We start from the raw sequence: 22,333 nt of genomic DNA, 5'->3' as shown, positions 1-22,333 counted from the left end.
CATCATGTCGACCTTGGAATCCGTGCGCGGCCGCGCTGCCGCCCTCGCCGCACTGATCACCGTGGGTGCCGTGTGCACCGGTGACGCCGTCGCCCGCAGCTTCCCGTTCGGGTCCCGGACCCGCAGCGTGAACGATCTCGGCAACCAGTTCGTCCCGTTTCACGCTCATCTGTGGGATCTGCTGCACGGCCGCGCCGACGGCGGAGTCCTGCTCAACTGGCAGTCGGGGTACGGCACCAGCTTCCTGCCCGACCTCGGGACCTATCTGACGAGTCCCTTCTCGATACTCGTCGGGCTCTTCCCGCGGGACGGGATCGATCTGGCCGTCTACGTGGTCACGCTGCTGAAGATGGCTACCGCCGCCGCGGCCATGACCTGGCTGCTGTTCACGCTGCACAAGGGCGGGCGCTGGTGGATGGCGGCGGTGCTCGGCGCCTCGTACGCCCTGTGCGGCTGGTCGGTCGTCGAGGCCTCCTACAACCCGATGTGGATGGACGGACTCGTCGCCTTCCCGCTGCTGTGCCTGGTCGGAGAGTGGGCGCGCACGGCGCGGCGGCCGGTCCTCGGGCCCCTCGTCGTCACCGTCGCCTGGGTCGCCAACTTCTACACCGCCTACATGGCGACCATCGGGGCCGCGCTGGTGCTGGCGGTCCGGCTGCTGCTGTCGGACGCCGACGCACGCGAGCGGATACGGGCGCTGCTGAGGGCCGTACGCTCCGTGCTCCTCGGGATCGCGGTGGCCACGCCCGTCCTGATCCCGGTCTTCCTCGGCTCGAAGCACGCCTACCCGGGGTGGACGAAGGAGTTCGCGCCCGCCGGCTGGGGCGATGTGTTCGCCCGTACGCTGCCGGCGACGTACAGCTTCTTCACCCCCGCGGTCTTCCTCGGCAGTGGTGCGCTGCTCCTCGCCTGCGCGCTCGCCTTCAACAGCGCGGTCCCCCGGCGTGAGCGGTGGCTGTGGTCGGGGCTCGCGGCGGCGACGCTGGTGTCCCTCCAGTGGGCGCCGACGCATCTGGTGTGGCACGTCTTCGCCACACCCAACGGCAGCCCCTACCGGCAGACGTTCGTCTTCGCCGGAGTCCTGGTGATCGCCGCCTGGATCTGCCTCTCGCAGGACTGGCCGGGGCGGCGGGCGCTGCTCGGCGGCGGCGCCGTGGTCGCGCTGGTCGCGCTCGGGGCGTCCGGCAGCGAGCTGATCACCGCCTGGACCTTCCCGCTGTTCGCGGCCGGGATCGCCGCGGTGCTCGGCGGTCTGCTGCTGGCCCGGCGCGGGAAGTACCTCGTGGTCGCCGCCCTGCTGCTGTGCGGGGCGCTGGTGGGGCAGGCGGCCGCGACCACCGCGTACGCCGACCGGCAGCGGCTCGGCAGGCTGGACGACTATCCGGCCTGGGGCGAGCAGCACAGCGAGCGGGCGGCCGCCGTGGCCAAGGCGGACGGCTGGCCCGAGTACCGCACCGACGTGGGCCGTGACCAGATCACCGGCAATGACCCCGTCCTGATGGGCGGCCAGGGCGGCTCGTACTACAGCAGTCACACACCCGACGTGTTCACGCGCACGCTGGCCGCGCTCGGCGCCGGCTGGACGTCCAACGGGCGCAGCGTGCAGTCCCTCGACAACCCGGTCACCGACGCGATCTTCTCGGTCGGCGTGCGGGTGCGCACCCTCCCCGGGCAGCACCCCCGGGCGATCCGGGCGGAGCAGACGCCGCCGCTGGTGACCGTGCGGACCACCGAGCCGCGGGGCCGGTACGGGTGGAACCCCTTCCGCAACCAGGAGCTGCTGCTCGGCTCCCCGGTCTACGGCGCCCCGGTGGACGGCGCCTGTCCGGTGGGCAGCGAGGTCTTCCTGTGGGCACCGAACTACACCGGCAAGGCCCGGCTCGGCGACGCGGCGTGGGTGACGCTGCGTGGCGGACAGCCCAAGCGGCGTGCCGCGCTCACCTCGCTGGGCGTGGCGAACTCCCCTGGCACCCCGGTGAGTTACAGCAAGGGCACTCCGCGCACGACGCTGGGCTGTCTGGACCGGACGAAGCTCGACGCCGCGGTGGCGGAGCTGACGACGACCGGAGCGGTGTCGATACGGGTCACCCCGAGCGGCGTACGCGCCGAGCTGCCGCCCGGAGCCCGCGGGACGGCGGTACTCGCCGCACCCAGGATCGCGGGATGGAGCTGCAACGGCAGGCCGGCAGACTCCTACCTCGGTCTCGTCGCCGTACCGCTGGACGAGGGCTCGACGACGGTCGACTGCTCGTTCCGGCCTCCCGGCCTGAAGGCGGGGGTGCTCACCGGATCGGCCGGGCTGCTGGCGCTCATCGCGCTCGGCGTACTGCCCGGAGTCCGTACGCGGGTGCGCGGTCGCGGCTGCGGAGCCGCGACGGGCGCAGGCACGGCCGCCGACGCCGGTGCCCGTGCCGGTGCCGGTGCAGACAAGGGCGCCCGCATCAGCGCAGAGACGGTCAACACCCCACACGGGTAAGGGCACTGACTGTTCATCAGTCTTTGATCTTCCGGTGGATCTTGTTCACGTGAAGGCCACCGCAGCGTTCACCTGACGACGCCTAACGTCCAGACCATGACTAGGACTTCACCCCGTGCACACATAAGACGCACCGCTCTCACCGCCGCTCTCGCCGTCGCCGTGCCCCTGCTCGTGACGCTTCCCGCCGGCAGCGCCCAGGCGGCCCCCGCCCCGGTCACCTGCAACGGCATCGGTCCCACGTACATGCTCGACTCGGCGGGCAAGCTGACCCGGTCCGACATGCCCTCCCCGCTGACGGGTTCGGCCCTGCCGGCCGGTGGCGTCATCGACACCACCTGGACCGGCTACGGGAACATGCTCGCCGGTCCCGGCGCGTCCTTCTACGGCGTCAAGTCGGACGGCCTGTACTACTCCCACCGCATCACCGCCACCACCACGTGGGACGTGCACCACCGGAAGATCAGCACCGGCTTCGCGGAGTTCGACAACGCCGGGCGCAAGGACGACATCACCATCGACCGCGGCGGCTACATCTGGACGCTGACGGGCGACACCCTGCGCTGGAACCGCTACGACGCCGCCGCCCAGGCGTTCGTCACCGGCAGCGGCAGGATCGTCGCCTCCGGATGGAGCCGCTACGACGCGATCTATGCCACCGACAAGGGTGTGATCTACGGGCGTTCGGCCACGGACGGCAAGCTCTACCGGTCCCGTTACGACGTCACCAGCCAGCGCTGGATCGAGCAGCACGTCCTGGAGTCGGCCGCCGACTGGTCCGACACCAAGTCGATGACCTCCTACGGCGGCGACACCCTCTTCCGGGTCAAGGGCAACGGCGCGGTCGCGTACTACCGTTTCGACGAGGGCATCCGGGACTTCCCGGTCTACAACAAGCAGGTCGAGGCAAGCGGCTGGGCGGGGTACACCGCGGTGTCCGGTGCGCCGGACGGCTGCCGGATCGATGTGAACCACACCCCCGCCTCGCCGTCCGTCGCACTGGAGAACTACAGCCGCGCCTCGGTGACGCAGTCGTCGGCCGGTTCGCTGGAGTTCGCCTACACCGACAACATCGGGCGCCTGGTGCACGGCCGGGCGGCGGACGCCTCCAACCTCAACGACGTCCAGTGGACGACGATCTCCGGCAACGAGGCCTTCTCCGGACAGCCATCGCTCGCCGAGCACACCGACGGACGCGTGGTCGTCTCCGCGCACAACATCTCCGGCAGCGTCTGGCAGCGCAACCAGGCCGCCAAGTCCAGTGCCGACTGGGGCGGCTGGATCGACCTGGCCGGTGCGATGGCGCAGCACGTCGTGACCGGGAAGACCCCGACCGGGCTGCTGGTGCAGTTCGCCGTGGCCGCCGACGGCAAGCCCTGGTACCGCATCCAGCAGCGCGCGAACGTGGACTTCATGGGCTGGACGCCGCTCGCCGGCTCCGGCTTCACCGGCCCCTTCACCGCCGTGACCGTGCGCGACGGCATCCAGCTCCTCGGCAAGAACTCCTCCGGCGCCTTGAGCACCGCGCTGTTCAAGGAGGCCGGGACCCTGTCCTCCTGGTCCGCGCTCGGCGCGCAGGGCATCTCCGGAACGCCGACCGTGGTGGTGTACCCCGGCTACCGCCTGCGCGTCTTCGCGACGGACGGACTCGGCAAGGTCGTGACCGCGGCCCAGTCCGCCGAGGGCGGCGCCTACGGCGAGTGGAGCGCGCTCGGTGACGCCGCGCAGGACAACGGCAACCCCGTCAGCCTCACCGCCGACGGTTCCCCGAGCGCGGTGATCTCCCCGCTGACCGGTCTCACCGAGGTCGTCGTCCGCGGCAGCGACGGCAGCGTCTACAGCACCGGTGAGACCACCCAGGGCTCCGGCGCCTGGCGCACCTGGCAGAAGGTCTCCTCCGAGACGTCCGCCACGGAACCGACCGCGTTCACCTTCACCAACTCCGCGGGTCCGGCCTGGGCGTACTCCTTCCGCACGCCCGACAACCAGACCCGCGTGTACCAGGTCCAGGTGACGTCGCCGCTGTCCGCGATGCGCACCGCGGACAAGGCACCGGACTTCGCCGGGCGCGCGCTGCCCCGCCCATAGTCCCTGCACCGCCGCCGCCCGGTCCCGCCGAGGACCGGGCGGCGGCCTTGTCTCCCCCGTCGCCCCGAGAGAGGCCCCCTCCCTGTGCCCGATGTCCGCACCCGGCTCCGACGTGCAATCGCCGGTCCGATCCTGCTTCTGGCGGCTACTCTCGCCCCCGTCGCGGCCGCGCCACCCGCCGCCGCGAGCGGCACCCAGACGTCCGCCGACGCGCTGACCGGTACGGAGCAGATCCTCTTCCGCTCCGGCACCGGGGGCTACGGCTGCTTCCGCATCCCGGCACTCGTCCGCACCAGGGCGGGCACGCTGCTCGCCTTCGCCGAGGCCCGCAAGTCGCCCTCCTGCGCCGACCGCGGCGCGATCGACATCGTCGTCCGCCGGTCCACCAACGACGGCCGGACCTGGGGTCCGGTCAGGGTGGCGCTCACCGGCAGCGAGAGCGATCCGGAGGCGCCCTTCACCCGCGGCAACGCGTCGCCCGTCGCCGACGAGATCACCGGCGACGTCTTCCTGCTCTCCACGTCGGAGCCGGCGACCGCCGAGCCCGGTGGCAAGCGACTGCCGTGGCTCCAGCGCAGCACGGACGACGGACTCACCTTCGGCGCGCCCACGCCGCTGCCGCGGCTCAGCGGCGCCGACAAGGGCTGGTACGGCACCGGCCCCGCGCACGGCATCCAGCTGAAGCAGGGCGCGGCCAAGGGCCGCCTGGTGGTGGGGGCGTACGAGAGCCCCGGCTCCACCACGCAGTACGTCGGTCTGCTCTACAGCGACGACCACGGAGCGAGCTGGCGGACCAGCGAGACCGCGAACTCCTACGAGAAGGACGTACTGCTGCCGGGCGAGCCCGCGGTCGCCGAACTGACCGGCGGAGACGTCTACATCGCGGCTCGCAACAACACCCCGGCGGGCCATCGCACGCACGCCGTGAGCACCGACGCGGGCACCACCGCGCCCGTCCAGCGGATCGTTCCCGGCCTCGTCACCCCGCAGGTGCAGGGGTCGGTGCTCGCGTTGCGGCAGACCTACCGCAGCACTCCGGGCGACACCCTCGTCTTCGCCGCACCGTCCCACGCCACCGACCGGCAGTCCCTGCGCATCCGCTGGTCGACGGACCGGGGTACCACCTGGCGCGACGCACCGGGCGGTCAGATCAACAGCAAGCGGGCGGGCTACTCCGATCTGGCGGAGCTCGGCGACGGAGAGATCGGGCTCCTCTACGAGGGCGGCACGGACTTCTCCGCCGCGAACCTCTACTTCAACCGCTTCACCCCCTCCTCGGTCGGCGTGCCCGGCACCTTCACCGGCACTCCGAACCCGCAGCCCTCGCCGCCCGCCGGGCGGACCACACCGGACGCCGGGCCCGAGGCGAACGACGCGTATCTGAGCGGCACATCGACGCTCGGCAGCGGCCGCTTCGGCCAGGGCCTGGTGCTGGACGGGACGGGAGGCACAGCCGATCTGCCGTACACCCCGTCGCTGGATCCGGGCACGGGAGACGTCACGTACTCCCTCTTCTTCCGCTACTCGGCGACGGCGAGCAGCCCGCAGCAGGCCCTGATGTGGGCCTACGGATTCGGCGCGGGCGATCCCCAGATGTGGGTGCGCGCCCAGCCCGGCCAGGACCGGCTGTACGCCTGGGCGCAGACCACCGCCGGTTCGGTGGGGATCGCGCTGCCCGACCCCGGGGCCTCGGTCGCGTACGGCGACGGCGCCTGGCATCAGCTGTCGCTGGTGCGCTCGGCGGGACAGTTCCGGCTCGCGGTGGACGGCGGGGTGCCCGCGCTCGGCACCGGGGCGACCGGGTCACTGACCGGCAGCCGCGCCCAGGGCGTCGACGGCATCCGGCTGGGCGGCAAGCCGGCCGCCGGAGCGGGCGAGCACTTCAGCGGTTCGCTCGACGAGTTCCGGCTCCACCGCACCGCTCTGGCGGACAGCCGGCTGGAGTCGCTGCGGACGTCCAACAGCGCCCCGGAGGAGGACGGCACTCAGTCCGTGCGGCTGCCCTTCCAGTCGGTGGACACCGCCGAGGTGCCCGCGCTCACGTCGGTGGGCGTCGAGGACGACGTCTCCGGCCACTGCGCCGACGGCACTCTGCTCGGCGGCCTGCCCACCGAGACGGCCGGTCGCGTGGGCAAGGGCGCGATCGGCGTATCGGCCACCCGTCCCGGCGTCGAGGTGCCCTACGTCCCGGCGCTCGGCGTGGGCTCCGGCGACTTCACCTACTCGCTGTGGTTCTCGCACTCGGCGAGCAGGACGACCCCGAACTCGGCGCTGCTGTGGGCGTACGGCTCCGCGTCCGGTGAGCCGTCGCTGTGGGTGCGGGCCCAGCCCGCCCAGGACCGGCTGTTCGCCTGGGCCGAGACCCCGGCGGGCCCGGTGCAGATCGCGCTGCCCGACCCGGGAGCCTCGGTCGCGTACGGCGACGGCGGCTGGCATCTGCTGGCCGTCGGCCGCAGCGGCGGCACCCTGCGGCTGAGCGTGGACGGAGGCCCCGCCGTGGAGGCGAGCGGACTGTCCGGGTCGCTGACGGGCGCCGCGAACCCGGAGGGCTTGCGCGTCGGCTCCAAGCCGGGCAACTCCGACGTCCTCACCGGACGCATCGACGACGTGCGGCTGTACCCGCGCGCGCTCGGCGACGCCGAACTGACGAAGGCCGCGCAGTCCGCGGTGGGTTCGACCGGCGGCTACCCGGCCGACCGGCCCTCGCTGTGGTGGTCCATGGAGTCCGGGAACACCGAGGTCCACTCGGTGGCACGGCCCGCGGCCGGGCCCGCGACACCCGACGCGTCCGCGCACTGCAACCACGCCCATGTGCGGGGCGGAGCCCTGCCGTCGGCCGGCGGCCGATTCGGCGACGGGCTCGCGCTCGACGGCGCGGACGACGGTGTGGAGCTGCCGTACGGCGCCGACGAGGCCCTGGGCGCAGGGGACTTCACCGTCGCGACCTGGCTGAAGTACACCGCGGGCCCGTCGACGGGCAGCCAGGTGGTCCTGTGGGCGTACGGGACGGGTAGTTCGGAACGCCAGCTGTGGCTGCGCGCCCAGCCGGGCCAGGACCGGCTCTCCGCACTCCTCCAGACGGACACCGCGACCGTCCCGCTGTACGGGACCGACAGCGGCAGCTCGTCCGGCTTCGGCGACGGGGCCTGGCATCACGTCGTGATCGAGCGCTCCGGCGGGCTGCTGTCCCTGTCGGTCGACGGCAGGGTCCTGGACGACGCACCCGCCCCGGCCGGTTCGGTGACCTATGGCGACAGCTTCGCGGTGACCGGCTTCCAGCTGGGCGCCCGGCCGGACGGCGTGGAGCGGTTCAAGGGCTCGCTGGACGAGTTCCGGCTGATCCGGCGGGCGCTGAGCGAGACGGAGGCGGCCGCGCTGAGGTCGTCGAACGCGGACACCGGGACGGCGACCACGGTGCGGCTGCCGTTCGAGACGGTGAGCGCTCAGGGCTACGCTCGGATGTGACGAGCCCCTCGCAGCGAGCCGGCGATGGTCCAGCAGCCACCCGCGGCCACCCGCTGCGCACCTTCCGCCGCCGGCCGGGCGCCCCACACGGCCCGTCCGGCGGCGGGGCTGCGGTGCGGCGGGGCGGCGGCGCTGCGAGTCCCGGAAGCCGGCCTCCGCCCCGCTGATCACGGCCCCCGCGCCGCATCGCCGCGACGACGCCAACACTTCACCTGCCTCACACCGGCCCGTGGTGTGCGTGCCGCCCGTCCACCCCTACGTTCCCGACATGCCCTCTCTGTTGCGCAACCGGCTGACGAAGCGAGTCCTGCACCCCGCGGTCGCCGCGGTCGACCACCTCCTGGACCGTGGTGCGGTCCGGAACGCGAAGCCCCTGCGGCACGAACTCGACGTCCTGCGGCGCGAGATGGACGAGATGAAGCGGCAGCAGTACGCGGTCGGGCTGCTGTTCGACGCCACCGCCCGCAGCGGCCACCGCGTCCCGCAGGAACGGCAGATCGACATGCTCGTGGGCGCGATAGAGACGGTGAGCGGCGGCACCGGGCACGCCCGCCGGAACGTCGTCGTCGCCTACCGCACGCTGATCGCGATGGAAGCCCTCGCGGTGGGCCGGATCGCGGGCTCCACCTCCAACATCTGCGGAAAGCTCGCCACCGTTCCGCTGCTCGCCCCGCCCAACGGCAACATCCTGGAGATCGGCACCCTGCACGGGCTGTTCGCCTCCGCCCTGGTGCGTATGGTCCACCGGGCCGGCATCGAGCCCGACCTCACCATCGTCGACCCGCTGGCCGGGGCACAGCTCCAGCCGGGCACCTCGACGGGCGCCGACCCCACCGGGACGCCGGTGCGCGAGGACGTGGTGCGGGCCAACCTGGCGCTCGGCGGCAGCCGCGCGGGCCTCGACGCCCGGATCCAGCAGGGCTTCTCCTCCGACCCCGAGGTGCGCGCCGCGGTCTCCGACCGGAAGTACGGCGTGATCATCGTGGACGGCGACCACTCCGAGGAGGGCGTGCGCGCCGACCTGGAGTGGGTCGAGGAGATCGCCGCCCCCGGTGGCATCGTGGTCCTCGACGACTACGGCGACGTGGCCTGGCCCGGCGTCCAGGACGCCCTGGACAAGCACCTGGTGGGCGGAGCCTCGCGGCTGCGCATGCTGGGGCGGGTCGCCACGTCCGCGTTCCTGCGCGCCGACTGAGCACGGTCGGACGGGTGGCCCGGTGCCCGGTGCCCGAGACCGTCAGCGGCTGAAGAACTTCTGCTGCCGGCTGATCGCCCGGCGCAGCTCCTGCGGCATCTGGTGATAGGGCCCGTACGCCCGTTCCGTGTCGTACAGCAGGCCCTGGAACTGCTGCTGGGCCGCCGTGTGATCGCCCACGGCCAGCAGCAGGTTCCCGATCCGGTGCCGCACCTCGAAGGCCCGGGCCGGGTCCGAACTCGCCGACTGCTGATTCTCGTAGAACGGCAGGACCGCCCGGTACTCCGCGAGTGCCGCCGCCGGCTCGCCGAGCTGCTCCAGGCACTGCGCCGCGTCGTAGCGGAACTGAAGCGTCTGCGGATCGGCCGGTCCCGCCTCCGCGGCCCGGTCGTCCGCGAGCCGGCGCAGCTCGGGCAGCGCGCGGCGGTACTGCCCGTCGTCCATCAGCGTGGTGGCGTACTGCTTGCGCAGGATCCGCACGACCGGCGAGTGCTCGCCGTGCTCGGCCGCGGCCGCCGGGAGGATCCCGCCGAGGATGTCCACGGCCCTCGTGATGCTTCCCTCGCCGAGGAGACGCTTCACCTCGTCGACGGCGCCCGCGACATCGGGGCGCGGCGCGGGCGGGGCGGTGGGCATCGCGGGCGGCGGGGTCGCGACCCGGTCGGGCCAGGGCGCGTGCGGGCGCAGGAAGGGGCGCGTCGGATCGAGCGGCCCGCCCGCCGGGGTCCGTACGGCGGAGGCGGCGGGCATGCCGCGCACCGGCAGCAGCGGCGCGAGCGCCTCGTACACGTCCTGGGCGCCGGAGGGGCGGTGCTGCGGGTCCTTGGCGAGCAGCCGCAGGACGAGGGCCTCCAGCGGCTCGGGGATCTCGGGGCGCAGCCGCCTGATCGGGAGCGGCGCCTCGTACAGATGGCGGTGCAGCACCCCGAGCGCGGTGGAGCCGGCGAACGGCACGTTCCCGCTGAGCAGTTCGTGCAGCAGCACCCCGAGGGCGTACAGATCGGTGTACGGCCCCACGGCGCCGCCCATGGCCTGCTCGGGGGCCATGTAGGCGGGGCTGCCGATCGGTGAGCCGGTGTGCGTGAGGCGCGTGGTGTCGGTGTCGATGACGGAGGCGACGCCGAGGTCGAGGACGGTGACGGTGCCGTCCGGCTTCACCATCACGTTCCGCGGCTTGAGGTCGCGGTGGACGATGGGTACGGCGTGCACGGCGGCGAGGACGGCGCACAGCTGGGCGGCGACCGAGACGGCCCACTGCCAGGGGTAGGGCTCGTGCTCGGCGAGATGGTCGGCGAGGTCGGCGCCCTCCACGTACTGCATGACGAGATAGAGGTCGTCGTCGTCGCTGCCCGCGTCATGGACGGTGACCAGGCCGGGATGCGAGACCTGGGCGGTCACCCGGCACTCGCGCACGAAACGGCGGCGCATCTCGCCGGCGGCGGTGGCGGCGGCCATGTGGTCGGGGCGCAGCAGCTTGACGGCGACCCGGCGGTCGAGCCGCCCGTCGTACGCCGTCCAGACCTGGCCCATGCCACCCTGCCCGATGATGGTGGAGAGCTCGTAACGGCCCGCGATGACGCGTCCGTTCACCGGCCCTGCTCCTTGCGCAGGTAGTCACTGAGCTCGTCCAGCTCGGCGCGTACCTGATCGATGCGGGGCTTGTCGGACGGCGTGTGAGGCTGCCCCTGCTGCTGGGGTGCCGGGTGCGGCGGCGGTGTCTGGTGCGGCTGTTGTGCCTGGTGCGGTTGCTGCGGCGGGATCGGCTGCGCGGGCGGGTAGCCGTAGCCGGGCGCGGGTGTCACCGGCGGAGGCGGCGTGGACTGCATCGGATGTCCGACGGGGTGGGCCGGCGGCCCGTAGGCGTTCCAGGCGGGGCGCGGCTGCTGGAAGTGGCGTATGTCCGCCACCAGATAGTGCACGGGCACACCGAGAGCCATGCCGAACAGCACGGCCAGGCACACATAGTCGATCGGGCCGGGCTCCGCCTCCTGGGCGGCGTTCACCTCGGTCTCGGAGCCGAACACCCCGATGATCACGAATGTGGTGATCGACAGGGCGAGGCTCAGCCAGAACAGCAGCCAGTCCAGGCGCCGGCGGCGCATGACGGCGATCCGCAGCATCGTGCCCCAGGCGAGGAGGCCGCAGGTGAGCAGCGCGAGGGCCACGAAGAGCACGCGGAGGGTGACGAGGACCGCGCTCGACGGGGTACCGGGCTGCGGCGGGGGATAGCCGTGGCCGTGCATTCCTGCTCCTGATGGCCTGGGGACAAGGCAGATGATGAGGGGACGAGCGTATACACCGACACGGACAACGTGACCCGGGTTGTACGGACCGGCTGTCCGATACGTCACTTCGGAAGAAGCCCGCCCCTCCCGCCCCTCCCGCCGGGGGCGCCCGGGCAGGTGATCAGTGCCGTGCCGCGGGCCTGGGGCGTGGCCGTTCCGGCCGTCCCGGGGCCGTCCCGGGGCCCTGTCACGCCCGTCACCCACGTCGCCCCGTCACGCCCTGAGCGTGCCGTCCGTCAGACCGTCGTACAGCCCTTGGACGAGCTGCTCCCCGAGCCGTCCCGCCAGCCGCAGCGCGTCCTCGAACGCGGCCAGGGTGCGGAAGCGTTCGCCGTAGCGCTGCTGGTCGGCCGGTGGCAGCCGCGGCAGTTGCAGCCGGCGCACGTCGAGCCGGGTCGCGGTCGACGCATAACTGCTGGCCTGCCGGGTGTTGGCCGTGCCGCGCAGGAACCCGGCGAGGAACCACGGGTCGAGCGCGGCCGGATCGGGCCGCAGCAGCTGGAGGTTGCGGCCGAGCGCCGCGCCCGCCGTCGCCGTGTCGACGACACGGACCACCGATCCGCCGCCGAGGACGGGGACCACGACATCGCCCTCCTCCAAAAGGACGGGCTCCTCCTCGGGCCCCTCGGGGAGCGCGCCGGAGGGCCCGGCCCCCGCGAGGACGTCGTGCTCGGTGAGGACGCGGACATGCGGGCCCGCCGTCGCTCCCGTGCCGCCGGCCCGGATCAACAGCGCGCCCGCTCGGGCCAGTTCGCCGACGGTGGTGGCGGGCCAGGGCGCGGGCCGGTCACCGGCGGCGGGTGTGGGGGTGAGTTCGCCGGTCAGCCGCAGGGTGTCGGCGAGCCGGTCGCGTACGAGCAGGAGTTCGTCCGCACCGCCGCCCGCGGCGGTCGGCGGCACATGGCGGGCCGGCGCCAGATCCACATCGTCGTCGAGGAGCCCGATGACCGGCACCGAGCGGCTGACGCCGGGCCGTTCGTCGGCGGTGCCGTCGCGGTCGAAGCGCCGCCAGGCGTCGAGAACGGCACTCTGCACGGCCTGCCAGTCGAGCTTGTCGCGGCCGCCGGCCGCACCGGCCAGCTCGGCGGTGTCGACGAGCAGCAGCTCGGAGGCGGGCGGCCGGCCCGCCTCCGGCTTGCGCAGCACCCACAGATGCAGCGGGATTCCGTACGGGGGCGCGGCCCCGGCGGGCAGGGCGATGACGGCCCGTAGCGCACCGCGCCGCAGCAGCCCCGCGCGGATGCGGCGACCCGAGCGGCGGGACGCGGCGGCGGGCGGCATGAGCAGCACCGCCGTGCCGCCGGGGCGCAGCCGGGCCAGCGCGTGCTGGACCCAGGCCAGTTCCGACTCGGTACGGGCCGGGAAGCCGTACTCCCAGCGGGGGTCGTAGGCGAGCTCGTCGTGGCCCCAGTTGCGCTCGTTGAACGGCGGGTGGCACAGCACGGCGTCGACGGCGGCCTCGGGGAAGGCGTCCGCGCGCAGCGTGTCGCCGCAGCGGGCCCGGACGGTGGCGTCGGAGTGCAGCGCGAGACGCAGGGCGGTGAGCGCGGTGAGGTCGGGGTCGGCGTCCTGGGCACAGAGGGCTTCGGGGTACTCCACGGCGCGCAGCAGCGTGCCGGCTCCCGCGGCCGGATCGAGGACGCTCGCGGCGGGTCCGGCCACGGCGGCCATGAGGGCGGCCGGGCCGGGCGGGGTGAGCGTGTACTGACGGAGGTTGGCGTCGAGGAAGCGCCCGAGCAGGAACTCATAGGTCTGCCGGTGGCCCAGCTCGCCCGCGAGCTCGGCGACCGAGCGCAGCAGGGGCACGCTGTGAACACCTCCGGCGATCGAGGGCACGCCCGACGAGCGTTCGGAGGCGCCGAGCTCACGGAAGAGTTCACCGCGGTCGTCGCCGAACCGCACGGCCAGCACCTGTTCCACCGCGGTCGGCAGCAACTCCGCCATCCGCTCGTCCGACGCGGCCGTGAGCTCCTGCCAGACGGTCGGCCGCTCCCGTACGAGCAGCAGGGTGCAGCCCGCCAGGATCAGCGCGGTGGCGGCGGTGGACGGGTGGTCGGCGAGTTGTTGCCAGACCCGTTCACGCAACGGGACCTCGGCTAGTTTCCCCTGGTCACGCAGCCACTGCTCAACCTCCGTGAGAGCGAAGGAGGGGCTGGTCTCGGTGCCGCCGACGGGCCTCGGGAAGTCCGCGTGCCGACGCCGCCAGTTGCTGACCGCCGCCCGTCCGACCCCCGCCAGCCGGGCGATCCCCGCGGCCGTCACCTCGCTCGCGTTCTCCGGCACCTGCCGCCTCCTTCGTCCGCACCGCCCGGCCCTGCCCGTGGGTTGTGCCGCCGAGCATACCGGCGTACGCGGAATACGACGCTTCACAGTGTGAGTGGACCCAAATCCCGTGAACTGTGTTGACTCGGTTCACAGCCTCTGCTCTCATTGACCCGTCGCTACACGGGACTTCACCGGTCCCCGCCACACTCCACGTCCCCGGAGGACACCCATGTCCCATTCCATGCAGCAGCCGCAGGACAACGCGCCGCAGGCGCCGTACACCCCGGCACCCGCCCCGGCGCGCAACGGTCTCGGCACGGCAGCGCTGGTGCTCGGCATCATCGGCACCGTCTCCGGTCTGATCCCGTTCTTCTTCTGGCTGGCCGGCATCCTCGGACTGATCGCCCTGATCCTGGGCCTGGCGGGCCGGGGCCGGGTCAAGCGCGGCGAGGCCGGCAACAAGGGAGTGACCACCACCGGCGCGGTGCTCGGGCTCGTCGCGATGATCCTCTCGGTGGTCGGCGCGGTGCTCACCTTCAAGGCCGTGGACGACGCGGTCGACGAGCTCAACAAGGCGGCCACCGGCACCACCGCGTCGAAGGAGCCGGGCGCCGCGAAGGGCGACGGCGCGGCGAAGGACACCGCCAAGGACGACACCAAGGGCAACAAGGGCGCGGGTCTCGCGGCGGGCGACAGCGCCGTCTACGACGACGGCGTGAAGATCACCGTCTCCGCCCCGAAGGCGTACAGGCCGAGCGAGTTCGCCGTAGGTCACACCGAGGGCAACAAGGCGTACGAGGTGACCGTGGTCCTCGAGAACGGCGGCAGCAAGAAGTTCGACGCCACGCTGGTGACCCCGGACGCCCACGCCGGCAAGGACGGTGTCCCCGCCGAGCAGATCTTCGACGACAAGGTCGGCACCGGCTTCAGCGGCACCGTCCTGCCCGGCAAGAAGTCCACGGTCCGGTTCGCCTTCGACGTCCCGGCCGCCGCCAAGGACCTCACCGTCGAGGTCAGCCCGGGCTTCACCTACGACGCCTCGCAGTGGGAGCTGAAGCTCTGACCGGCCGCGCCGGGCCCTGACACCCCCGCTTCCCGGCGCCCCCTTCTCCTGCTCCCCTCCCTCTCCTCCCTCACTCCTCTGCCTCCCTCAATCCTCTGCCTCTCTCCCTCCGCCTCTCTCCCTCTGTCTGTCCTTCCTCCCCGCCGTCCCGACCCACCCCGGAGACCAGTCATGCAGGCCAACGCTTCCGCCCGCCACCGCCGCACCGCCGCCACCGCTCTCGCCGTCGCCTTCGCGTTCGGCGGCGCGGCCTGCGGATCGCTCGACGCGGACCCCCAGAGCACGAAGGGTCCGGCCGGTGCCACCGCCGAGAAGTCCGCCGAGGCGTTCCCCGGGCTGTCAGGCCCCGAGATAGTCAACAGAGCGGTCACCGCCACCAAGGCGGCCACCTCGCTGACCCTCGACGTCACGCTGAAGACGGCCGACGGCCCCCTGAAGGGCTACATGGCGATCAGCAAGAAGGGCGACTGCGCCGGCACCCTGTCGGTCGGCTCCGACGGGACCGCCGAGCTGATCAAGACGGGCGGCACCGCCTATCTCCGCTTCGACGAGGCGCTGTTGACGTCGCAGAACAAGGGGGCGCCGGCCGAGGAGCAGAAGGCGGTGCTGGACATGATGAAGGGCCGCTGGGTCAAGACGGACGCCTCCGACGCCGAGGCCCGGGACAGCCTCGAACTCTGCGATCTGAACGCACTGCTGGCGGACGTCGAGGCGAACGACACCGCCGCGCGCCGGGTCGGCGAGACCACGGTCGGCGACCGCAAGGCGGTGAAGCTCACCGAGTCGGACGGCAAGGAGACCTACACGATGTACGTCGCCGCGGAGGGCGAGCCGTATCTGCTGAAGTTCGAGCAGGTGGGCGGCGAGGAGCCGGGCACGATGACGTTCTCCGGGTTCGACAGGCCCGTGCCGGCGAAGAAGCCGGCAGCCAAGGACATCCTCGACCTGGACAAGCTCGGCGGGCAGTGACGGACGGCGGCGCGTGAGCGCCCGCGACGCACGAGCCCGCCGGGAACACGGAGCCGCCAGGAGTACGGGTGGTACGAGAGGGCCCGGAAACCGAAGAGGCCGCCCCTGAGGGCGGCTTCTTCGCGTCGTTCCGGATCCGCGCCGTTCCCGGATCCGCGCCGTTCCGGAATCCGCGCCGCCGGAAAGGGTCACACGCTGTGGCGCACCCACACGTTGGGCTCCACATAGACCGCGTACCCGCGGTCGCTCTCGCAGTGCACCGGGACCAGCGCGCCGGGCACCTCCACGGGTCCCGCCGTGTCGAACGGCAGCCCGGTCCAGGTGCGCCACTGCGCCAGCGACCCGGAGACGGTCATCGACGCCGGAGCCACCGAGTCGATCACCCCGCCCGCCCGGACGTGCACCCGCAGCCACGGGTCGTACGGCAGCCCGTCGTCGGGGCGGGTGCGGTGGGCGTACTCCTCGATCAGGGTCCGAGGCTCCTCGCTCTTACGGCTCGGCCGCACCGGCGCCACCAGATCGGTGAAGCCGAGCCGGCGCACGTTGTCGCGCATCGCGGCCAGCATCCGGCCCGAGATGCCCTTGCCCTGGCGGCCGTCCGCGACGGTGATCTCGATCGCGCTCACCGTGTCGGGCGCGCGGCCGTGCCGCAGATCGGAGAAGGCCCACAGCATCACCTGGTCCCAGCCGCCCGGGGGCAGGGAGCGACGCCCGTCCGCATCGAGCCGGAAGGGCACGCTGAACGCCCGTGCGGCGACGTGGCCTTCCGGGTCGGTCGCCACCAGTACGTACTCGGGCAGTTCCGCGAGGATCCGCCCCATGTTGGCCCAGCCCACCGGGTCGTGCAGCACGAACTGGGGCCAGGTCTCGGGCATCTGCCAGAGCGGGTCCCGCAGTTCGGGCCGTTCGGCGAGGGTCGTGACGGTCAGGTCCATCCGGGCAGGCTAGCTTCGGGATCCTCTCGCCCCCACTGGATTTCCGGCGGTGGCCTGCCCACAGGTCCGGGCACCGCCCGCAAGGTCCCGGACGCGGTGGCCGCGTTCAGCAGCTGTGGCCCGCGCTCAGCCGCCGCACTGCGCGAGCATGACCTTCTTGTCCGCGACCGTCACCGGGAGGGCGTACTTCACCGCGACCTGCGAGACCCGCACCGCGTACGAGCAGCGGATCGACGTGTTCGGCGGAAGCCACGACGCCGGGCCCGAGTCGCTCTTCGAGCTGTTGGCCCGGCCCGCCACGGGCAGCAGATTCAGCGGGTCGTTGGCGAGTTGCTGCCGTTTCTTCACCGGCCACCGCGCGGCGCCGAGCTGCCAGCCGTACGAGAGCGGGACGACGTGATCTATCTGGACCTCCGACGCGTCCTGCTTGCGCCAGTCGATGACGGCGCCGGTGTACGGGTCGTCGAGGGTCATCGCGACGACGACGCAGTCGGAGCCCGAGCGGTGCCGCACCTCCTTGCCGTCGCGGGCCAGGAGATCGTTGCGGGTGTCGCAGCCGTTGCGGGCCAGCGGGACACCGTCGGCGCTGTCCATCCAGGCGTAGCCGAAGCGGTCCCGGTCGTATCCCGTCTTGGGGCCGCGGCCCTTCGTGGCCACCTTCCCGATCAGCCGGCGGGCGGCGGCCCGGTCGCCTTCGGAGCTGATGGGGGCGAGCCCCGGCTTGGTCCCGTCCGGGTTGGCGAGCGGGCTGGTGCCGGATCCCTTGCCGGGGACGACGGCCGATGCGGTGGCCTTGGGGTCCCCGGGGAGCGCGGTGCCCTCGCAGGAGGTGAGCAGTGCGGCGGCGACGACCGCGGTGAGGCCGGCGGCGAGTGTGCGCGATGTTCGGGCTCCGGGTGTGGTCACGTCCGTAGGTTACTGAGCCGCGCCCAATTGCCGTACGGGGCAGCCGGGTTCGGCCCGTATCGCACCCTGTGCACCGATATGGTGCCGGCCGGTGATTCCTCACCGCGCGGAACGCGGACGGCGGGCGTAGCGTCGAGAGTGCCCAGATCCCCTCCGGAAGGAGGAGGAGCGCACATATCTCTTCAGATCGATCCACGCATCAATCGCACACGCACCGTCCGCGGAGCCGAGCCGGCCCCCGCGGGCGGTGCGGCCGTCGCGCGCCCGTGCACCCGGTGCCGGGCGGGTCGCAGCGCGCCGCCCGGCACCGGGGCAGCGGGCGCGGAAGCCGTCCCCGGGCTGCTCACCCGTTAATCAGGTCCGATCGGGGCGCGCGGCTGCGTACCGTACGTTCATGCCCGAACTCCAGCGCCTGCGCGCCGACCATGCCCCCGCCCTGCTCGCCTTCGAGCTGGAGAACCGGGACTACTTCGCCGCCTCCGTCCCCGACCGGGGCGACGAGTACTTCGAGCAGTTCGACGCGCGGCACGCCGAACTGCTCGCCGCACAGGCGGCCGGGGTGGACCACTTCCATCTGCTGATCGGCGCCGACGGGGAGGTACTGGGGCGGGTCAACCTGGTCGATGTGGCGGACGGATCCGCCGAACTCGGCTTCCGGATCGCCAAGAGCGCCGCCCGGCAGGGCCTCGCCACCTCCGCCGTCCGCCGGATCTGCGCACTGGCCGCCGGGGAGTACGGGCTGACGAGCCTGCGGGCCCGGGCGACGCTCGACAACGCCGGCTCGCGGGCCGTGCTGGCCCGCGCCGGGTTCGTGCCCACCGGTGAGATCACCCTGGCCGGCGAGCCGGGAACGGGCTACATACGCAAGCTGACCGCGGCCGACGCCGCCGGCTGACGGGACCCGGCGCGCGGCACCGGCCCGGCACCGGCACCGGCACCGAGGAGCGGCACCGAGGAGCGGACGGACCCCGGTACCGGGCCGGGCGCCATGAAGCGCCCCGCACCGTAGGGCGCCCCGGTGCCATGAAGCGCCCCGCACCGTAAGGCCGCCCGTGCCGTGAGGCGTCCCTACGACCCCAGAATCGTCGTGAGGAACTCCCCGGTCCAGCTCAGCAGTTCGCGTCCCACCACCGGCTTCCCGCCGATCTTGCCCGTCGTCGGTCGCGGCACCAGGATCTGGTGGATCGCCGGCTTGATGATCGTGCGCGGGTACAGACGCTTGAGGCGCAGCTCCTGCGACTCCCTCAGCTCCACCGGGGCGAAGCGGATGTTCGGGCCCTGGAGCACGATCTCGCCGACGCCGCACGCCCGTGCCAGCATCCGCAGGCCCGCCACCAGCAGCAGGTTCTCGACCGGCTCGGGCAACTTGCCGTAGCGGTCGGTGAGTTCCTCACGGACCGCCTTGATGTCCTCCTCCGAGTTAGCGGAGGCGATCGCGCGGTACGCCTGGAGCCGCAGGCGCTCGCCCGGGGCGTAGTCGTGCGGGACGTGCGCGTCGACCGGGAGCTCGATCTTGACCTCCAGCGGCGGCTCCTCCTCCACTCCGCCGTCGAGCGAGGCACGGTAGTCCGCGACCGCCTCGCCGACCATGCGCACGTACAGGTCGAAGCCGACGCCCGCGATGTGGCCCGACTGCTCGCCGCCGAGCAGATTGCCCGCGCCGCGGATCTCCAGGTCCTTCATCGCCACGTACATGCCGGCACCCATCTCGGTGTGCTGGGCGATCGTCGCGAGACGCTCGTGCGCGGTCTCGGTGAGCGGCTTCTCCGGCGGATAGAGGAAGTAGGCGTAACCGCGCTCGCGGCCACGGCCGACCCGGCCGCGCAGCTGGTGCAGCTGCGAGAGACCGAAGTTGTCACCGCGCTCCACGATCAGGGTGTTGGCGTTGGAGATGTCGATGCCCGACTCGACGATCGTGGTGGAGACGAGGACGTCGAACTTCTTCTCCCAGAAGTCCACGACGACCTGCTCCAGCGCCGACTCGCCCATCTGACCGTGCGCCGTCGCGATCCGGGCCTCGGGAACGATCTCCCGCAGCCGGGCGGCGGCCCGGTCGATGGACTCGACGCGGTTGTGGATGTAGAAGACCTGGCCCTCGCGCAGCAGTTCACGCCGGACGGCCGCGCCGATCTGCTTCTGCTCGTAGGGGCCGACGAAGGTCAGCACCGGGTGCCGCTCCTCCGGCGGGGTGGTGATCGTCGACATCTCGCGGATGCCGGTGACCGCCATCTCCAGCGTCCGCGGGATCGGTGTCGCCGACATCGTCAGCACGTCGACGTTGGCGCGGAGCTTCTTCAACTGCTCCTTGTGCTCGACGCCGAAGCGCTGCTCCTCGTCCACCACGACCAGGCCCAGGTCCTTGAACTTGGTCTCGGAGGAGAACAGCCGGTGCGTGCCGATGACGATGTCGACCGAGCCGTCCCGCAGCCCTTCCAGGGTCGCCTTGGCCTCCGTGTCGGACTGGAAGCGGGACAGCGCGCGCACGTTCACCGGGAACTGGGAGTAGCGCTCGGAGAACGTCCCGAAGTGCTGCTGCACCAGCAGTGTCGTCGGCACCAGCACGGCGACCTGCTTGCCGTCCTGGACCGCCTTGAAGGCCGCTCGCACCGCGATCTCGGTCTTGCCGTAGCCGACGTCGCCGCAGATCAGCCGGTCCATCGGGACCGTCTTCTCCATGTCCTCCTTGACCTCGGCGATCGTGGACAGCTGGTCGGGCGTCTCCACGTACGCGAACGCGTCCTCCAGCTCGCGCTGCCAGGGCGTGTCCGCTCCGAAGGCGTGGCCGGGCGCGGCCATGCGGGCGCTGTAGAGCTTGATGAGGTCCGCGGCGATCTCCTTGACCGCCTTCTTCGCGCGCGCCTTCGTCTTCGTCCAGTCCGCGCCGCCGAGCCGGTGCAGGGTGGGCGCCTCGCCGCCGACGTACTTGGTCACCTGTTCCAGCTGGTCGGTGGGGATGTAGAGCCGGTCACCGGGCTGGCCGCGCTTGGCGGGGGCGTACTCGACGAGCAGATACTCGCGGGTCGCGCCCTGGACGGTGCGCTGGACCATCTCGATGTAGCGGCCCACGCCGTGCTGCTCGTGGACGATGTAGTCGCCCGCCTCCAGCGTGAGCGGGTCGATGGTCTTGCGGCGCTTCGCCGGCATCCGCCGGCCGTCCTTGCCGGCCGCCTTCTGGCCGGACAGGTCGGTCTCGGTGAGGACGGCGAGCCGCAGGCCCGGGTCGATGAAGCCGTAGTCGATCGAGCCGCACGCGACATGGACCAGGGACGGCGAGATGTCGGTCAGCGCGGAGTCCAGCCGGGCGGGGATGCCCTCACCGCCGAGCACCTCGACGGTGCGGGCCGCGGGGCCGTGCGCCTCGGTCACATAGACCGTGCGCCAGCCGTCCGCGAGCCAGCCCTTGGTGTCGGCGAGGGCGCGCGCGGTGTCGCCGCGGTACGTCTCCGGGGCGTGCATGCCCAGCTTGAGGGTGTCGTCGGACAGCTCCTCGTCGGCGGCGAACTGCGAGACCGACCACCACATCATGCCGAGCTCGCGGGCCCGGTCCCGGACGTCGGCGATGCCCCACAGCGATGCCGCGCCGACGTCGATCGGCGCCTCGCCGCCCGCCCGTCGCCCACCACCACCCGTGCCGGAGCCGGCTCCGCCCGCGCTGGACATCGCCGTCGCGGCCCACGACGCCTGAAGGAACTCCTGCGAGGTGGCCACCAGGTCGGCTGCGCGGGTCCGCACCCGCTCCGGGTCGCACACGACGGTCATCGCGCCCTGCGGCAGCACGTCCAGGAGCAGTTCCATCTCGTCCACCAGGACGGGCGCGAGGGACTCCATGCCCTCGACCGCGATGCCCTCGGCGATCTTGTTCAGCAGCTCGCCGAGCTCCGGGTGCCGCTCGGCGAGAACCGCCGCCCGCCGGCGCACCTCGTCGGTCAGCAGCAGCTCACGGCAGGGCGGCGCCCACAGTCCGTGCTCGGCGATCTCCAGCGAACGCTGATCGGCGATCTTGAAGTAACGGATCTCCTCGACGTCGTCGCCCCAGAACTCCACCCGCAGCGGGTGCTCCTCGGTCGGCGGGAAGACGTCCAGGATGCCGCCGCGCACGGCGAACTCGCCGCGCTTCTCGACCAGCTCCACCCGGGAGTAGGCGGCTGCCGCGAGAGCGTCCACGATCTCGTTCAGATCGGCCTGCTGCCCGGTGCGCAGCGCCACCGGCTCCAGCTCGCCGAGGCCCTTGACCTGCGGCTGGAGCACGGAGCGGATCGGTGCGACCACGACCGAGACCGGGCCCGCGGCCGGGTCGTCCTTCGACGGGTGGGTCAGCCTGCGCAGCACCGCGAGCCGGCGGCCCACGGTGTCGGAGCGGGGCGAGAGCCGCTCGTGCGGCAGCGTCTCCCACGAGGGGTACTCGGCGATGCCCTCCTCCGGCAGCAGCGAGCGCAGCGCCGCAGCCAGGTCCTCCGCCTCCCGCCCGGTCGCGGTCACGGCGAGCACCGGACGCCCGGCCTCGCGGGCCAGCGCCGCCACGGCGAAGGGGCGCGCCGCCGGAGGTCCGACCAGGTCCAGATGCATACGGTTGGCATCCCGTGCGGCCCGCACCGCTTCGGCGAGCGCAGGGTCGGTGACGACGGCATCGAGCAGACCGTGCAGGCTCATCAAGGGCTTCCATCCCGGGGAGTGGGCAACGCGAAT

General features: G+C 72.6%; 13 protein-coding genes. 7 read left to right on the top strand and 6 right to left on the bottom strand.

Translation table 11 applies throughout. The annotated features are described in order from the left end of the window. Positions 1–4 precede the first annotated feature (4 nt). The 4 genes from ACFWU3_RS09210 to ACFWU3_RS09195 all read left to right on the top strand — a co-directional run bounded on the left by ACFWU3_RS09210 (position 5) and on the right by ACFWU3_RS09195 (position 9,224). Positions 5–2,476 carry a YfhO family protein gene (locus tag ACFWU3_RS09210; protein WP_384433456.1) on the top strand — a complete coding sequence of 824 codons (2,472 nt, stop codon included), beginning with the start codon at positions 5–7 and terminating at the stop codon, positions 2,474–2,476. A 96-nt stretch (positions 2,477–2,572) separates the two neighbouring features. Then, entirely contained in the window at positions 2,573–4,564 is a 1,992-nt protein-coding gene (locus tag ACFWU3_RS09205) for a tachylectin-related carbohydrate-binding protein (RefSeq protein WP_384433453.1), read from the top strand. 84 nt (positions 4,565–4,648) lie between these two features. Further along, positions 4,649–8,029, top strand: a complete 3,381-nt coding sequence (locus tag ACFWU3_RS09200; RefSeq protein WP_384433450.1) for a LamG-like jellyroll fold domain-containing protein — start codon at positions 4,649–4,651, stop codon at positions 8,027–8,029. A gap of 268 nt (positions 8,030–8,297) precedes the next feature. Then, on the top strand, positions 8,298–9,224 hold the full coding sequence (locus tag ACFWU3_RS09195) for a class I SAM-dependent methyltransferase (protein ID WP_384433447.1): 927 nt from the start codon (positions 8,298–8,300) through the stop codon (positions 9,222–9,224). Between the two features lie 42 nt (positions 9,225–9,266). Here ACFWU3_RS09195 and ACFWU3_RS09190 read toward each other — a convergent pair whose 3' ends face one another. From ACFWU3_RS09190 to ACFWU3_RS09180, 3 genes are all read right to left on the bottom strand, one after another. After that, positions 9,267–10,814 (bottom strand): protein kinase, encoded by a 1,548-nt coding sequence (locus ACFWU3_RS09190; protein WP_384433444.1) that lies wholly within the window; start codon positions 10,812–10,814, stop codon positions 9,267–9,269. Further along, positions 10,811–11,467 carry a hypothetical protein gene (locus tag ACFWU3_RS09185; protein WP_384433441.1) on the bottom strand — a complete coding sequence of 219 codons (657 nt, stop codon included), beginning with the start codon at positions 11,465–11,467 and terminating at the stop codon, positions 10,811–10,813. Before ACFWU3_RS09185 ends, ACFWU3_RS09190 begins: the two co-directional genes overlap by 4 nt. 255 nt (positions 11,468–11,722) lie before the next feature. Then, positions 11,723–13,792 (bottom strand): N-6 DNA methylase, encoded by a 2,070-nt coding sequence (locus tag ACFWU3_RS09180; protein ID WP_384433438.1) that lies wholly within the window; start codon positions 13,790–13,792, stop codon positions 11,723–11,725. A 211-nt stretch (positions 13,793–14,003) separates the two neighbouring features. Here ACFWU3_RS09180 and ACFWU3_RS09175 point away from each other — a divergent pair, with 211 nt between their 5' ends. Then, positions 14,004–14,837, top strand: a complete 834-nt coding sequence (locus ACFWU3_RS09175; RefSeq protein WP_384433435.1) for a hypothetical protein — start codon at positions 14,004–14,006, stop codon at positions 14,835–14,837. A gap of 171 nt (positions 14,838–15,008) precedes the next feature. Beyond that, on the top strand, positions 15,009–15,806 hold the full coding sequence (locus tag ACFWU3_RS09170; protein ID WP_384433433.1) for a hypothetical protein: 798 nt from the start codon (positions 15,009–15,011) through the stop codon (positions 15,804–15,806). Positions 15,807–15,994: 188 nt separating this feature from the next. On the opposite strand, the gene ACFWU3_RS09165 is transcribed toward ACFWU3_RS09170, so the two are convergent. Continuing rightward, positions 15,995–16,741, bottom strand: coding sequence for an N-acetyltransferase (locus ACFWU3_RS09165; RefSeq protein ID WP_384433430.1), 747 nt, complete (start codon positions 16,739–16,741; stop codon positions 15,995–15,997). Between the two features lie 126 nt (positions 16,742–16,867). Continuing rightward, on the bottom strand, positions 16,868–17,647 hold the full coding sequence (locus ACFWU3_RS09160; protein ID WP_384433427.1) for an HNH endonuclease family protein: 780 nt from the start codon (positions 17,645–17,647) through the stop codon (positions 16,868–16,870). A gap of 394 nt (positions 17,648–18,041) precedes the next feature. Between ACFWU3_RS09160 and ACFWU3_RS09155 the strand changes: the two genes are divergently transcribed. Then, positions 18,042–18,542 carry a GNAT family N-acetyltransferase gene (locus ACFWU3_RS09155; RefSeq protein WP_384433424.1) on the top strand — a complete coding sequence of 167 codons (501 nt, stop codon included), beginning with the start codon at positions 18,042–18,044 and terminating at the stop codon, positions 18,540–18,542. 173 nt (positions 18,543–18,715) lie between these two features. On the opposite strand, the gene mfd is transcribed toward ACFWU3_RS09155, so the two are convergent. Next, complete coding sequence (gene mfd / locus ACFWU3_RS09150) at positions 18,716–22,297, bottom strand: transcription-repair coupling factor (protein WP_384433421.1); 3,582 nt, start codon at positions 22,295–22,297, stop codon at positions 18,716–18,718. Between the last annotated feature and the right edge of the window lie 36 nt (positions 22,298–22,333).

This window comes from Streptomyces sp. NPDC058685 (genome assembly GCF_042714725.1).
In the GTDB taxonomy this organism is placed as follows: Bacteria; Actinomycetota; Actinomycetes; order Streptomycetales; family Streptomycetaceae; genus Streptomyces.
This window is presented reverse-complemented; position numbering and strand designations above follow the sequence as displayed.

Bases quoted from the DNA above. Each gene is read 5' to 3' on its own strand.
- ACFWU3_RS09210 (WP_384433456.1), top strand. From the start codon at position 5: ATGTCGACCTTGGAATCCGTGCGCGGCCGCGCTGCCGCCCTCGCCGCA.
- ACFWU3_RS09205 (WP_384433453.1), top strand. From the start codon at position 2,573: ATGACTAGGACTTCACCCCGTGCACACATAAGACGCACCGCTCTCACC.
- ACFWU3_RS09195 (WP_384433447.1), top strand. From the start codon at position 8,298: ATGCCCTCTCTGTTGCGCAACCGGCTGACGAAGCGAGTCCTGCACCCC.
- ACFWU3_RS09185 (WP_384433441.1), bottom strand. From the start codon at position 11,467: ATGCACGGCCACGGCTATCCCCCGCCGCAGCCCGGTACCCCGTCGAGC.
- ACFWU3_RS09175 (WP_384433435.1), top strand. From the start codon at position 14,004: ATGTCCCATTCCATGCAGCAGCCGCAGGACAACGCGCCGCAGGCGCCG.
- ACFWU3_RS09170 (WP_384433433.1), top strand. From the start codon at position 15,009: ATGCAGGCCAACGCTTCCGCCCGCCACCGCCGCACCGCCGCCACCGCT.
- ACFWU3_RS09165 (WP_384433430.1), bottom strand. From the start codon at position 16,741: ATGGACCTGACCGTCACGACCCTCGCCGAACGGCCCGAACTGCGGGAC.
- ACFWU3_RS09155 (WP_384433424.1), top strand. From the start codon at position 18,042: ATGCCCGAACTCCAGCGCCTGCGCGCCGACCATGCCCCCGCCCTGCTC.
- mfd (WP_384433421.1), bottom strand. From the start codon at position 22,297: ATGAGCCTGCACGGTCTGCTCGATGCCGTCGTCACCGACCCTGCGCTC.